The organism is Nocardia sp. NPDC050712, from assembly GCF_040654295.1.
Lineage (GTDB): Bacteria > Actinomycetota > Actinomycetes > Mycobacteriales > Mycobacteriaceae > Nocardia.
This window is the reverse complement of the sequence record NZ_JBFAHT010000003.1, coordinates 1-15,207: the sequence shown is the minus strand read 5'-3', so window position 1 is coordinate 15,207 and position 15,207 is coordinate 1. Positions and strand designations below refer to the sequence as shown.

1 protein-coding gene (only partly in view) is annotated in these 15,207 nt (G+C 71.2%); it reads left to right on the top strand.

Going from position 1 to position 15,207, the window contains the following annotated elements; translation table 11 throughout:
- The coding region annotated (locus tag AB0H76_RS20670; protein ID WP_357326293.1) for a non-ribosomal peptide synthase/polyketide synthase crosses the window boundary (this coding region is incomplete at its 3' end): on the top strand, positions 1-15,207 show 15,207 of its 32,366 nt. The annotated region extends 17,159 nt beyond the left edge of the window.

Here is a 15,207-nt window from a genome sequence, read left to right as displayed (position 1 = left end):
CCTGACGGTCTCGGCGCTCGAACTCGCCGAGAGCGTCGCGCGCTTCGACCTGCAGTTCACCTTCGCCGAGAACGCGGCGGGCGCGACCACGCTCGCGCTGACCTACGCGACCGACCTGTTCGACGCGGCGACCGCCGCCGGATTCGCGACGCGACTGCGGCGGGTGCTGGAAGCCGTCGCCGCCGACCCGGCGGTCACGATCGGCGATATCGAGGTGCTCGACGCCGCCGAGCGCACCGACCTGGTCGCGCGCACCGGCGGCCCCGCCGTCGCCCCGCGCACCCTGCCCGACCTGCTGGTCACCGCGGCGGCGCGGGATCCGCACGCGCCCGCGATCGTGTACCAGGGGACGACTCTGTCCTACGGCGAGCTCGACGAGCGCTCGAACCGCCTGGCGCGCTTGCTGATCGCCGCCGGCATCGGCACCGAGGACCTGGTGGTCGTCAGCATTCCGCGGTCCGCGGATTCGTGGCTGGTCTCGCTGGCGGTGTCCAAGACCGGCGCCGCGTTCGTGCCGGTCGACCCGACCTACCCGGCCGACCGGATCGAGCACATGCTCACCGATTCCGGGTCGCCGGTCGGCCTCACGGTCGCCGCTGTGCACGCCGACCTGCCGCGGTCCACCCGCTGGCTGGTCCTGGAGGACCTGGATCTGGGCGCCTACGACGGCGGCGAGATCACCGACGCCGACCGGGTCCGCCCGCTGCGCACCGACAGCGCGGCCTACGTCATCTACACCTCCGGTTCCACCGGCCTGCCCAAGGGCGTGGTGGTCTCGCACGCCGTGCTGGCCAACTTCGCGACCGCGCAGATCGAGAACTACCGGCTCGATTCGTCCAGCCGCGCATTGCAATTCGCCTCGCCGAGCTTCGACGCCTCGATCCTGGAGCTGCTGCTGGCGCTCGGGCCGGGCGGTGCGCTCGTGGTGGTGCCGACCGGTGTCTACGGTGGCGACGAGCTGACCGAGGTGATCCGCCGGGAGCGGGTCAGCCATGTCTTCATCACCCCGGCCGCGCTGGCGACCATGGCGCCGAACGATCTGGACGACCTGCGACTGCTGGCCGTCGGCGGCGAGGCGTACTCGCCCGAGCTGATCGCCAAGTGGGCAACCCCGTTGGCGGACGGCACGATTCGCCGGTTCCACAATGTCTACGGCCCGACCGAGACCGCCATGGTGGTCAACATCAGCACCCCGCTGGTCGCGGGCGACCCGATGCCGATCGGCGGTCCGATCCGCGGCGTCGGCTCGTTGATCCTGGACAACCGGTTGCGGCCGGTGCCGGTCGGCGTGGCCGGTGAGCTCTACATCACCGGCATTCAGCTGGCTCGTGGCTACCACGCCCGTCCCGGCCTGAGCGCCGACCGTTTCGTGGCGCACCCTTATCTCGACGGCGCGCGGATGTACCGCACCGGCGACGTGGTCCGCTGGACCGGCGACAGCGCGGTGGAGTACGTGGGCCGCAGCGACTTCCAGGTGAAGGTCCGCGGCTTCCGCATCGAACTCGGCGAGATCGACAGCGCCCTCAGCGGCCACGACACCGTCGACTTCGCGGCCACCCTGGGCCACACGAGCGCCGCCGGCGCCACCTCGCTGGTGTCCTATGTCGTTGCCGCGCCGGGTCGTTCGATCGATATCGCCGAGCTGACCGCGATGCTCGAGGACCGGCTGCCCGCCTACATGGTGCCGTCCTCGATCATGGTGCTCGACCGCGTGCCGCTGACCCCGGTCGGCAAGCTGGACCGAAAAGCGTTGCCGGAGCCGGTATTCGCGGCCGAGGCCGTGTTCCGGGCCGCGCGCAACCCCGTCGAGCAGGTCATCGCCGAGGTCTTCGCCGAGGTGCTCGGCCTGGAGCGGGTGGGCGTCGACGATTCCTTCTTCGCCCTGGGCGGCGACAGCATCGTCTCCATCCAGCTGGTCTCGCGGGCCAAGGCCCGCGGCGTGGTGTTCACCCCGCGCAACGTCTTCGAGCAGCGCACCGTGGCCGGGCTGGCCGCGGTGGCCGAAACCGTCGAGGCCGCCGAGGCCACGGCGACGGTGCTGCCCGAGCTGCCCGGCGGCGGCGTCGGCGTCCTGCCGCTCACCCCGGTGGTGCGGTTCATGGCCGAGCGGCCGGGTTCGTTCGACCGGTTCAACCAGACCATGGCGCTGGAACTGCCGATCGGCATCGAGCGGGCGGGTATCGCCCGGACGGTCGGCGCGGTCATCGATCGCCACGACATGCTGCGGGCGAGCTTGCGCCGCGACGCGGGCGACTGGGTCGTCGAGACCGCCGCGCCCGGGACCGTCGATGTCGACGCGCTGCTCGAGCGGGTCGAGTTCGACGCCGGCGTCTCCGACCAGGAACTCGTCGAGATCGCCACGGCCGCACTGGATTCCGCGCTGGATCGGCTGGATCCCGCCGCGGGCGTCGTGGTCCGGTTCGTGTGGCTGGCGCCCTCGGATTCCAGCCGGATGGGCCGGCTGCTCGTGCTGGCGCACCACCTCGTCATCGACGGCGTGTCCTGGCGCATCCTGGTGCCCGACTTCGTCGCGGCCTGGGGTCAGATCGGCGCGGGTCAGGAACCCGAGCTCGTCGCGCCCGCGACCTCCATGCGCACCTGGGCGCACGCCCTGCGGCAGGAGGCCGAAAGCCCCGAGCGCACCGCTGAACTCGGATACTGGCAGGCGGTCGCCGGTGCGACGGATCCGCTGCTCACCGAGCGGCCGATGGATCCGGCCCGCGATACCTCCGGCCGGGTCGAGCGGCTGAAGGTCGAGGTCTCCGCCGAGGTCACCAAGGCCCTGCTGACCACGGTGCCGGCGCTGTTCCACGGCGGCGTCAACGACGGCCTGCTCACCGCGCTGGCCCTGGCGACCGCCAAGTGGCGGGCCCGCCGGACCGGAACCCGCGCCGACGATTCGCTGCTGATCCGGCTCGAGGGCCACGGCCGCGAGGAAGAGGTCGTGCCGGGCGCGGACATCTCGCGCACGGTCGGCTGGTTCACCACCATCTTCCCGGTCCGATTCGACCTGTCCGGCATCGACATCGATGCCGCGCTGGCCGGGGGACCGGCGCTCGGACAGGCCGTGAAGGCGATCAAGGAGCAGCTGCTCGCGGTGCCGGACAAGGGCATCGGCTACGGCATGCTGCGCTACCTGAACCCGGCCACCGCGGCGGAACTGCCCGCGGAACTGCCGGGGCAGGTCAGCTTCAACTACCTGGGCCGGGTCTCGGACAACGACGTGCCCGAGGCGCTGCGCGGCTTCGGCTGGATTCCGGCGCCCGAGCTCGGCGCGCTGGGCGGCAGCTACGACGCCGACATGCCCGCGGCCGCGCCGCTGGACATCAACGCCATCGTGACCGGCGACAAGCTGACCGCGAACATCGGCTACCCGTCGACGCTGCTCGAGGCCGCGGAGGTCCGCGAGTTCGGTGAGCTGTGGACGGCCGCGCTGGAAGCGGTGGCCCGGCATGCCGAGTCGGCCGACGCCGGCGGGCACACCCCGTCGGACTTCGCGCTGGTGCGCAGCACGCAGCGCGATATCGACGGCTGGGAGCAGCACGTCGCGAGCAAGCACCGGGCCGAGCTGGCCGACGTGTGGCCGCTGGCCGCGCTGCAGGCGGGCCTGCTCTTCCACGCCCGCCTGGCCGCGAGCTCGGTGGACGTCTACACCGCGCAGGCGGTGCTCACCCTGGCCGGTCACGTCGACCCGGCGCGCCTGCGGGCCGCCGCGCAGGCGCTGATGGACCGCTACGAGAACCTGCGCACCGCGTTCGTCACCGACCAGGCGGGCAACCCGGTCCAGCTGGTGCTGGACAACGTCCGCGTCGCCTGGGCCGAGCACGATCGCCTGGACTCCGGCGAGGCTACCGACCTGATCGAGGCCGACCGGCTGCGCCGCTTCGACCTGACCGCGCCGCCGCTGATCCGTTTCACGCTGATCCAGACCGAGGCGCACAGCTGGCAGTTCGTGGTGTCCAACCACCACATCCTGCTCGACGGCTGGTCCATGCCGCTGCTGATGCGGGATCTGCTGGCGCTCTACGCGCTGCACGCCGATACCGCCGCGCTGCCCGCGGTCCGGTCCTACCGGAACTTCCTGGAATGGACCGCGCAGCAGGATCATTCGGTCTCGGTGGCCGCGTGGTCCGAGGCGCTGCGCGGCGTGGGCGAACCGACGCTGCTCTCCCGTCCGGACGCCGGGCGTGAGATCGCCGCGCTGTCCGGTGAGTACTTCTTCGAGCTCGACGAGGCCGCGACCGCGCGCCTGACCGAGCTGGCCGCCGGCCTCGGCGTCACCGCCAACACGGTGCTGCAGGTGGCCTGGGGCATCCTGGTCGGCCGGCTGACCGGCCGCGACGACGTGCTGTTCGGCACCACCGTCTCCGGCCGCCCGGCGCAGCTCGCCGGTGTCGAGAACATGGTGGGCCTGTTCATCAACACCGTGCCGGTGCGGGTGCGCTTCGATCCGTCGGAATCGGTGCGGCAGGTGCTGACTCGGGTGCAGGGTGAGCAGGCCGACCTGCTCGACCATCACTACGTGGGCCTGGCCGACATCCAGTCCGCCGCCGGCATCGGCGGCCTCTTCGACACCCTGGTCGTGTTCGAGTCCTACCCGGTGGACGCCGCGGGCATCCAGGCCCAGGCCGCCGATATCGACGGGATGGCGGTCACCGGCCTGGACGCCGCCGACGCCACGCACTACCCGCTGACCCTGATCGCGCAGCTGGACGCGCGACTGCGGATCCGCGCGGGTTACGTGCGCGACCTGTTCGACGAGCAGACCGTGCGCCGGATCGCCGATCGCCTGATCCGGGTGCTGACCGCGATCACCACCGAACCCGCGGGCGCCGTGGGCGATATCCAGCTGGTCGACGCCGCCGAGCGCGAGCTGGTGGTCAGCGGCTGGAACGACACCGCGCACGAGGTGGACGCCTCCGCGACGCTGGTCTCGATGTTCGAGGCGCAGCTGGCCCGCACGCCGGACGCGACCGCGCTCACCTTCGAGGGGACGAGTCTGTCCTACGCCGAGTTCGCCCGCCGGGTCTACCCGCTGGCGCGCTGGCTGATCGACCGCGGCGTCGGCCCGGAAACCTCGGTGGCCCTGGGCATGCGGCGCTCGGTCGACCTGGTGGTCGGCATGTACGCCGTGGTCCTGGCCGGTGGCGCGTACGTGCCGCTGGATCCGGATCATCCGGCCGAGCGCACGGAATACATTCTCGCGACCGCCGATCCGGTGTGTGTGCTGACCTCGGACAGTGACCTGGAGATCGATACCGCCCAGGTGCGCATCGATCTGCTCGACCTGTCCGGTTACTCCGACACCCCGGTCGGCGCGGCCGAGCGCCGAACTCGGTTGCGCCCCAGCAACACCGCGTACGTCATCTTCACCTCCGGCTCGACCGGTAAGCCCAAGGGCGTCGCGGTCTCGCACGCCGCGATCGTGAACCGCCTGGTGTGGATGCAGTCCGAGTACGGGCTCACCGAGGCCGACGCGATCCTGCAGAAGACCCCCGCCACCTTCGACGTGTCGGTGTGGGAGTTCTTCTGGGCCTTGCAGATCGGCGCGCGCCTGGTCATCGCCAAGCCGGACGGTCATCGCGATCCGGCCTACCTGGCCGAGATCATCGCCACCGAGCGGGTCACGGTCACCCACTTCGTGCCGTCCATGCTGGCCGTCTTCGTCGCGGATGCCGCCGCGGCGCAGACCCTTTCGAGCGACCTGCAAGCAGTCGCAAGCGAGCGTAGTTCGCTGCGCATGGTCTTCGCCTCCGGTGAGGCCCTGCCGCCCAAGCCCGCGCATCGCCTGCGCGAGCTCACCGGCGCCGCGCTGCACAACCTGTACGGCCCGACCGAAGCGGCCGTCGACGTCACCTATCACGAGGTGACCGCGGCCGACACCGATACCGTGCCGATCGGCGCTCCGGTGTTCAACACCCAGGTGTACGTGCTGGATTCGCGTCTGCGCCCGGCCCCGGTCGGTGTCGCGGGTGAGCTGTACCTCGCGGGCACCCAGCTGGCCCGCGGCTACGTCGCGCGCCCGGACCTGACCAGCGACCGCTTCGTCGCCAACCCGTTCGGCGCCGGCGGTGCCCGCATGTACCGCACCGGTGACCTGGTGGCCTGGACGGCCGACAGGGAGCTGGAATACCTGGGCCGCACCGACTTCCAGGTGAAGTTGCGCGGTCTGCGCATCGAGCTCGGCGAGATCGAGTCGGCGCTGACCGCGCTCGACGAGATCGCCCAGTCCGTGGTCGTGGTGCGCGGTGATCAGCGGCTCGGCGATCAGCTGGTGTCCTACGTCGTGGCCGCGCCGGGCATGCACGTCGACACCGAGCTGGTGCGTGAGGACCTGGGCCGGCAGCTGCCCGCCTACATGGTGCCCGCGGTGGTCATCGTGCTCGCCGAGTTCCCGCTCAACGCCTCGGGCAAGTTGGATCGAAAGGCGTTGCCCGCGCCGGTGTTCGAGGCCGCGGTGTTCCGCGCGCCGACCACCCCGGTCGAGGAGATCGTCGCCGACACCTTCGCCCAGGTCCTGGGCGCGGAGCGGGTCGGCCTGGACGACGACTTCTTCGCGCTCGGCGGCAACTCGCTCTCGGCCACTCAGGTCGCGGCCCGCCTGGCCGCGGCGCTGGACACCGATCTCGGTGTCCGGGAACTGTTCGAGGCCTCCACGGTGGCCGCGCTGGCCGCCCGCGTGGAGTCGCGCGCCGGCGGCGGCAGCCGGGCCGCCCTGGTGCCGCAGCCGCGCCCGCAGCGGGTGCCGCTGTCGCTGGCGCAGCAGCGCATGTGGTTCCTGAACCGGTTCGACCCCGAGTCGACCGTGGACAACATCCCGGCCGCGGTGCGGCTGTCCGGTCTGCTGGACCGGCAGGCGTTGCAGATCGCGGTCGCCGACGTGCTGGCCCGCCACGAGTCGCTGCGCACCTACTACCCCGAGCTGGACGGCGCCGCGCATCAGCAGACGGTGCCGACCGGCCAGGTCATCCCGGATCTCGCGCCCGTCGACGTGACCGAGGTCGAGCTGCCGCTGCGGCTTTCGCAGTTCGTGCAGACCGCCTTCGACGTCACCGCCGAGGTGCCGTTCCGGGCCCGGCTGTTCGAGGTCAGCCCGACCGAGCACGTGCTCGCCCTGGTGGTGCACCACATCTCGGCCGACGGCTTCTCCATGGGCCCGCTCACCCGGGACGTGATGATCGCCTATGGCGCTCGCGTCGAGGGCGGCGAGCCCGCTTGGCGGCCGCTCGAGGTGCAGTACGCGGACTACGCGCTGTGGCAGCGCGCCGTGCTCGGCTCCGAGGACGACCCGGAATCGGTGATCTCCGACCAGGTTTCGTACTGGCGGCAGGCACTGGGCGGGTTGCCCGAGCAGCTCGATCTGCCCGCCGACCGCCCGCGCCCGGCCGTGGCCTCGGGCCGCGGCGCGACGCACGCCTTCGAGATCGCGCCCGAAACCCACGCCCAGCTGGTGGAATTGGCGCGCACCCGGGGCACGACGCTGTTCATGGTGGCGCACACCGCCCTGGCCGTGCTGCTCGCCCGGCTCTCGGGCGAGGAAGACATCGCCATCGGTACGCCGGTGGCCGGTCGTGGTGAGCGCGCGCTCGACGATCTGATCGGCATGTTCGTCAACACCCTGGTGCTGCGGACCCCGATCGACGGTGGCGCCACCTTCACCGAACTGCTGCGCACGGTGCGCGCCACCGATATCGCCGCGTTCGGGCACGCCGACCTGCCGTTCGAGCGGCTGGTCGAGATCCTGAACCCGGCCCGCTCGCAGGCCCGGCACCCGCTGTTCCAGGTGATGCTGGCCTTCCAGAACACCGGCCAGACCTCGCTGGAACTGCCCGGCCTGTCCGCCAGCGGCGTCGGCATGCCGATCGACACCGCGAAGTTCGACCTGCAACTGGTCATGACCGAGCAGCCCGACACCGGCATCGCCGCCGAATTGATCTACGCGACAGATCTTTTCGACGCCCAGACGATGGTCGCGTTCGGCCGCCGGTTCAACCAGCTGCTGGCCGCCGTGGTGGCCGAACCGGATCGCGCGGTCGGCGATATCGACCTGCTCGACCGGCACGAGGCCGAGCTGGCCCTGCGCGGCTGGAACGACACCGCGCACAACCTCTTCCCGCGCGTCGCCGGTGAAACCTCCTACGAGGCACCGACACTGCGCCGCAGCGACGAGGGCGGCCTGACCCTGGCCGGGGAATTCGCGGCCCAGGCCGCGGCCACCCCGGACGCGGTCGCGATCATCGACCCGGCTACCGGCACCACGCTGACCTACGCCGAGCTCGCCACCCGGGTGCGCCGCCTCGCGCGTCGCCTCATCGCCGAAGGTGTCGGCCCGGAAACCCTGGTCGCCCTGGGCCTGCGCCGCTCCGTCGACCTGGTCGTCGCCGCCTACGCGGTGCACGAGGCCGGCGCCGGCTACGTCCCGCTCGACCTCGACCAGCCCGCCGAACGCGTCGCTTACGTGCTCGAATCGGCGGCACCGGTCTGCGTGCTGACCACCACCCGCGACGGCTTCGACGGCGCGCTCGCGATCGACGACCTCGATCTCTCCGAGTACTCCGACACCCCGGTCACCGACGCCGAGCGCCTGGTTCCGCTGCGCCCGCAGCACCCGGCCTACGTCATCTTCACCTCCGGCTCGACCGGACGGCCCAAGGGTGTGGCCGTGCCGCACGCGGCCGTGGTGAACCAGATCCGCTGGATCACCGGCGAATACGGCATCGACGCCGACGATGTGGTGCTGTTCAAGACCCCCGCCACCTTCGACGTCTCGGTGTGGGAGCTGTTCGGCCCCTTGAGCACCGGCGGCCGGATCGTGATCGCGAGCCCCGACGGGCACCGTGACCCGCAGTACCTGGCCGAGGTCATCGCGGCCGAACAGGTCACCATGACTTCGTTCGTGCCGTCCATGCTGACCGTGTTCGCCGGCGCCGCCGACACCGCGGCGCTCGGCTCGCTGCGGGCCCTGCTGATCGCCGGTGAGGCCTTCACCGCCGACGCGGTGCACGCGCTGCGCCGGGTCAGCTCGGCCGAGCTCTACAACCTCTACGGCCCCACCGAATTCACCGTGCACGCCACCCACGGCCCGGTCGCCGCCGACGTCACCGGCGCGGTCCCGATCGGTCTCCCGGTGTGGAATGCCCAGGCCTACGTGCTGGATTCGCGCCTGCACCCGGTCCCGGCCGGCGCCGCGGGTGAGCTCTACCTCGCCGGTGATCAGCTGGCGCGCGGCTACTACGGCCGCGTCGACCTGACCGCGGATCGCTTCGTGGCCAACCCCTTCGGGTCCGGCGCCCGGATGTACCGCACCGGTGACCTCGTCACCCGCGGCACCGACGGCGCGATCGTCTACCTGGGCCGCACCGACTTCCAGGTCAAGTTGCGCGGCTTGCGGATCGAGCTCGGTGAGATCGAAACCGCGCTCACCGCACACGATTCCGTCGGCCAGGCCGTGGCGCTGGTGCGCTCGGACAGCCCCGCCGGTGATCAGCTGGTCGGCTACGTCGTGCCCGCCGACGGCCGAACCGTGGACGTGGACGCGCTGCGCGCGCATCTGGCCGCGCAGCTGCCGTCCTACATGGTTCCCGCGGCCCTGGTCGTGCTCGACGTGATGCCGCTGAACCCCAACGGCAAGCTCGACCGCAAGGCACTGCCCGAACCCGCTTTCGAGGCCCGCGAATTCCGCGCGCCCTCCACCCCGATCGAAGAGATCGTGGCCAGTACCTTCGCCGAGGTCCTGGGCCTGACCGACCGCCCGGTCGGCCTGGACGACGACTTCTTCGATCTCGGCGGCAACTCGCTGATCGCGACCCAGGTCGTGGCCCGCCTCGGTGCGGCCCTCGACACCCGGGTCCCGGTCCGCCTGCTGTTCGAGGCGCCGAACGTCGGCACGCTGGCGGCCCGGATGGCGGCCCACGTGGGCACCGGCGCGCGCGGCGCGCTGGTCGCCGGACCGCGTCCGGACGCTATCCCGCTCTCGCTCGCCCAGCAGCGCATGTGGTTCCTCAACCGGTTCGACGCCGACTCGGCCGTCAACAACATCCCGCTGGCGGTGCGGCTCACCGGCGCCCTCGATGTCGAGGCGCTGCAGCTGGCGGTCGGCGATGTGGTCGACCGGCACGAGGTGCTGCGCACGCTCTACCCGGAGACCGTGGACGGTCACGGCGTGCAGGTGATCCTGCCGCCCGGGCACAACCACCCGGATCTGACGCCGATCACGGTGCCGGAGAGCGAGATTCCGGATCGCATCAGCGAACTGGTACTCGGCGGCTTCGACGTCACGGCCGCGGTTCCGGTGCACGCCAAGCTGTTCCGCGTCCAAGACAGCGACACCCATGTGCTGGTCTTCGTGGTGCACCACATCTCCGGCGACGGCTGGTCGGTGCGCCCGCTGGCCCGCGACGTGATGATGGCCTACGCGGCCCGCTCGCGCGGCGAGGCGCCCGGCTGGGCGCCGCTGCCGGTGCAGTACGCCGACTACGCGCTGTGGCAGCGCGAGACCCTCGGCGCCGAGACCGATCCGGAATCGCTGATCGCGCAGCAGGTGTCCTACTGGACCGAGACCCTCGCGGGTCTGCCGGACCAGCTGGACCTGCCCTCGGATCGTTCGCGGCCGGCCGTGGCCACCCACCGCGGCGGCGTGCACGAGTTCGAGCTCGACGGATCGCTGGTGCGTGACCTCGACAGCCTGGCCCGCAAGCACGGCGCCAGCCTGTTCATGGTCGTGCACGCGGCCTTCGCCGCGCTGCTGGCCCGGCTGTCCAACGGCGAGGACGTCGCCATCGGCACCGCGGTCGCCGGCCGCGGTGAAGCGGTGCTCGACGATGCCATCGGCATGTTCGTCAACACCCTGGTGCTGCGCAGCGCCGTGGATCCGGGCCGCTCGTTCACCGACCTGCTGGCCCGCACCAAGGACACCGACCTGGCCGCGTTCGGGCACGCCGATCTGCCGTTCGAGCGGCTGGTCGAAATCCTGAACCCGGCCCGTTCGCAGGCCCGGCATCCGCTGGTCCAGGTCATGCTGTCGTTCCAGAACACCGGCGCGGCCACGTTCGAGCTGCCCGGGCTGGAAGTCGCCGGCGTCCCGCTGGACGTGGTGACCGCCAAGTTCGACCTGCACCTGAACCTGTCCGACCGGATCGGCGCGGACGGCACCACCGACGGCATGAGCGCCGAATTCGCCTACGCCACCGACCTGTTCGACGGCGCCACCGTCGCGGGATTCGCGCGGCGCCTGGTGCGATTGCTCGCCGCCGTGGCCGCCAACCCGGGCGTGCCGCTCGGTGATGTCGAGTTGCTCGACGCCGCCGAACGCGCCCAGGTCCTCAGTGACTGGAACAGCACCGCGCACGAGGTCGATCCGGCCGCGACGCTGGTGTCGATGTTCGAGGAGCAGGCCGCGCGGACGCCGGACGCGATCGCCCTGAGCTTCGAGGACACGAGCCTGTCCTACGCCGAGTTCAGCGGCCGGGTCAATCAGCTGGCCCGGCATCTGATCTCGCTGGGCGTGGGCCCGGACTCGATGGTCGCGCTCGGTATGCGGCGCTCGATCGAGCTGGTGGTCGGCATGTACGCCGTCGCCGTGGCCGGTGGCGCCTACGTGCCGCTGGACCCGGATCATCCGGCCGATCGCACCCGCTACGTCCTGGACACCGCGAACCCGGTGTGCGTGCTGAGCACCACCCGGGACGGGTTCGCCGACGCCCTGGTGCTCGACGAGCTCGACCTGTCGGCGTACTCCGCCGAGCCGGTCGCGCCGTCGGAACGCCGTGCGCGCCTGCGGCCTTCGAACACCGCGTACGTGATCTTCACCTCCGGCTCGACCGGTCGCCCGAAGGGTGTGGCGGTCTCGCACGCCGCGATCGTGAACCGCCTGGTGTGGATGCAGAGCGCCTACCACCTCGACGGGGAGGACGTGGTGCTGCAGAAGACCCCGGCCACCTTCGACGTGTCGGTGTGGGAGTTCTTCTGGCCCTTGCAGATCGGCGCGAAGCTGGTCGTGGCCAAGCCCGACGGTCACCGCGATCCCGCTTACCTGGCGCGCCTGATCGCCGAGCAGCGCGTCACCACCGCGCATTTCGTGCCCTCGATGCTGTCGGTGTTCGTCGCCGAGGAAGCCGCCGCGGCCTGCCGCACCCTGCGCAACGTCTTCGCCTCCGGCGAGGCGCTGCCCGCCGGGACCGCGCAGCGTCTACGCGAGCTGACCGGTGCGCGGCTGCACAACCTCTACGGCCCCACCGAGGCCGCGGTCGACGTCACCTTCCACGAGGTGTCCGATGCCGACCTGGCCTCGGTGCCGATCGGCGCACCGGTGTTCAACACCCAGGTGTACGTGCTGGATTCGCGTCTGCACCCGGTGCCCGCGGGTGTCCCCGGTGAGCTGTACCTCGCGGGCACCCAGCTCGCACGTGGATACGTGGCACGCCCGGATCTGTCCTCGGATCGTTTCGTTGCCAATCCGTACGGTGACGACGGCGCACGGATGTACCGCACGGGTGACCTTGTCACCTGGACCGCTGCCGGTGAGCTGGAGTACCTGGGCCGCACCGACTTCCAGGTGAAGCTGCGTGGTCTGCGGATCGAGCTCGGTGAGATCGAAGCCGCGCTGACCGGTCTGGATTCCATCGCGCAGGCGGTGGTGCTGGTGCGTTCGGATGATCGCCTCGGTGATCAGCTGGTCGCCTATGTCATTGCGGCTGCGGGCCATTCGATCGACGCCGAGGCCGTGCGCGGCGAACTCGGTGGCGAGCTCCCGGCCTATATGGTTCCGGCGGCGTTCGTCGTGCTGGACGAGTTCCCGCTCAATGCCTCGGGCAAGCTGGATCGCAAGGCGCTGCCCGCGCCGGTGTTCGAGACGAAGGTGTTCCGGGCGCCGTCCACCCCGATCGAGGAGATCGTGGCGGGCGTGTTCGGGGACGTGCTCGGCCTGACCCGGGTCGGCGCGGACGACGACTTCTTCGAGCTCGGCGGCAACTCGCTGCTGGCGACCCAGGTCACCGCACGTCTCGGCGCGGCCCTGGACACCTACCTGGCGGTCCGCGACCTGTTCGAGGCCTCCACGGTGCACGACCTGGCCCTGCACGTCGAGCACAACGCGGGCTCGGGCCGGACCCGGCCGCAGCTCATCGCGCAGCCGCGCCCGGAGCGCGTGCCGCTGTCCCCGGCCCAGCAGCGGTACTGGTTCCTGAACCAGTTCGACACCGACGCCTCGGCCGTGGACAACATCCCGCTGGCCGTGCGGCTCTCGGGCGCGCTGGACATCCCCGCGCTCTCGCAGGCCATCGGCGACGTGCTGGCCCGCCACGAGGTGCTGCGCACCACCTACCCGAACTCGGCGGACGGTCCGCAGCAGGTCATCCTGCCGGTGGCCGCGGCGCCCGAGCTGGTGCCGGTCGACGTGGCCGAGACCGACCTGGTCGAGACCGTGATCCGCTTCGCGCTCACCACCTTCGACGTCACCACGCAGGTGCCGCTCGAGGTGGCGCTGTACCGGATCGCCGACGCCGAGCACGTGGTCGCCTTCGTGGTGCACCACGTCGCCGCCGACGGCGCGTCCATGGGCCCGCTGGCCCGCGACCTGATGGCCGCCTACGCCGCGCGCGCCAACGGCGACGCACCGCAGTGGGTTCCGCTGTCGGTGCAGTACGCCGACTACGCGCTGTGGCAGCGCTCGGTGCTCGGCTCCGAAGAGGACGCCGAATCACTGGCCGCCCAGCAGGTCGCCTACTGGCAGCAGGCGCTCGCGGGCCTGCCCGACCAGCTGGAGCTGCCCGCCGACCGGCCGCGCCCGCCCGCGCAGTCGTTCCAGGGCAAGGCGATTCGCTTCGAACTGTCGCCGCAGCAGCACGCCCGTCTGCACGAGCTGGCGCGCGCCAACCAGGCGTCGCTGTTCATGGTGGTGCACGCCGCGCTCGCGGTGCTGCTCGCGCGCCTGTCCGGCACCGACGACATCGCGGTCGGCACCCCCATCGCGGGCCGTGGCGAACGCGAACTCGACGACCTGATCGGCATGTTCGTCAACACCCTGGTGTTCCGCACCCCGGTGCGCCCGGACGCGTCGTTCGCCGAGCTGCTCGCCGAGGTGCGCGAGCGCGACCTGGAGGCGTTCGCCAACGCCGACGTGCCGTTCGAGCGGCTGGTCGAGGTGCTCAACCCGGAGCGCTCCACCGCGCGCAACCCGCTGTTCCAGGTGGGCCTGTCGTTCCAGAACCTGGCCGAGACCGAGCTGGCGCTGCCCGGCCTGACGGTGAGCGCGGTCAACTTCGACTCGCAGTTGGCCAAGACCGATCTGCACGTCACGCTCTACGACCGGTACGCCGAGGACGGCACGCCGGCCGAGGTGATCACCGAATTCGGTTACGCCATCGACCTGTTCGACGAGGCCACGGTGCAGGGCTTCGCGGACCGGTTCGTGCGGGTGCTGGACGCGGTGCTCACCGACGCCACGGTGCCGGTCGGCGAGATCGACCTGCTGGCGGCCGACGAGGCCACCCGTATCCTGCGGTCCTGGAACGACACCGTGCGGCAGGTCGATACCGCGGCCACGCTGGTGTCGATGTTCGACGCGACCGTCGCCGCGGCCGCGCCCGGCACGATCGCCCTGGTCACCGCCGACGAGCAGTTGACCTACGCCGATCTCGACGCCCGCGTGAACCGTTTGGCGCGGTATCTGATCGAGCGTGGCGTCGGTGCGGAGGACCGGGTCGCCCTGGCCATCCGCCGCTCCGCCGATCTGGTGATCGCCATGTACGCGGTCGCGAAAGCCGGTGCGGCGTATGTGCCGGTCGATCCGGATCAGCCGGCCGACCGCGTCGACTACATCCTGGGCACCGCCGCGCCGGTGTGCGTGCTGACCACCGGTCGCGACGGATTCGATACCGCCGCAGCCGAATCGGTGCGCATCGACGAGTTGGAGCTGTCGGCCTACTCGGATGCTCCGGTCACGGCGGCGGAGCGGGTTCGGGTGCTGAGCGCGGCCAACACCGCGTATGTGATCTTCACGTCCGGGTCGACCGGTCAGCCCAAGGGTGTGGCGGTGCCGCACGCGGCGATCGTGAATCAGTTGCTGTGGAAGACCGCCGAATTCGGTCTCGGTGTCGAAGACGCGGTACTGCTCAAGACCGCGGCGACCTTCGATTTGTCGGTGTGGGAGTTCTGGTCTGCCGCTGTCAGTGGTGGTCGTTTGGTGATCGCGGCTGCGGATGGTCATCG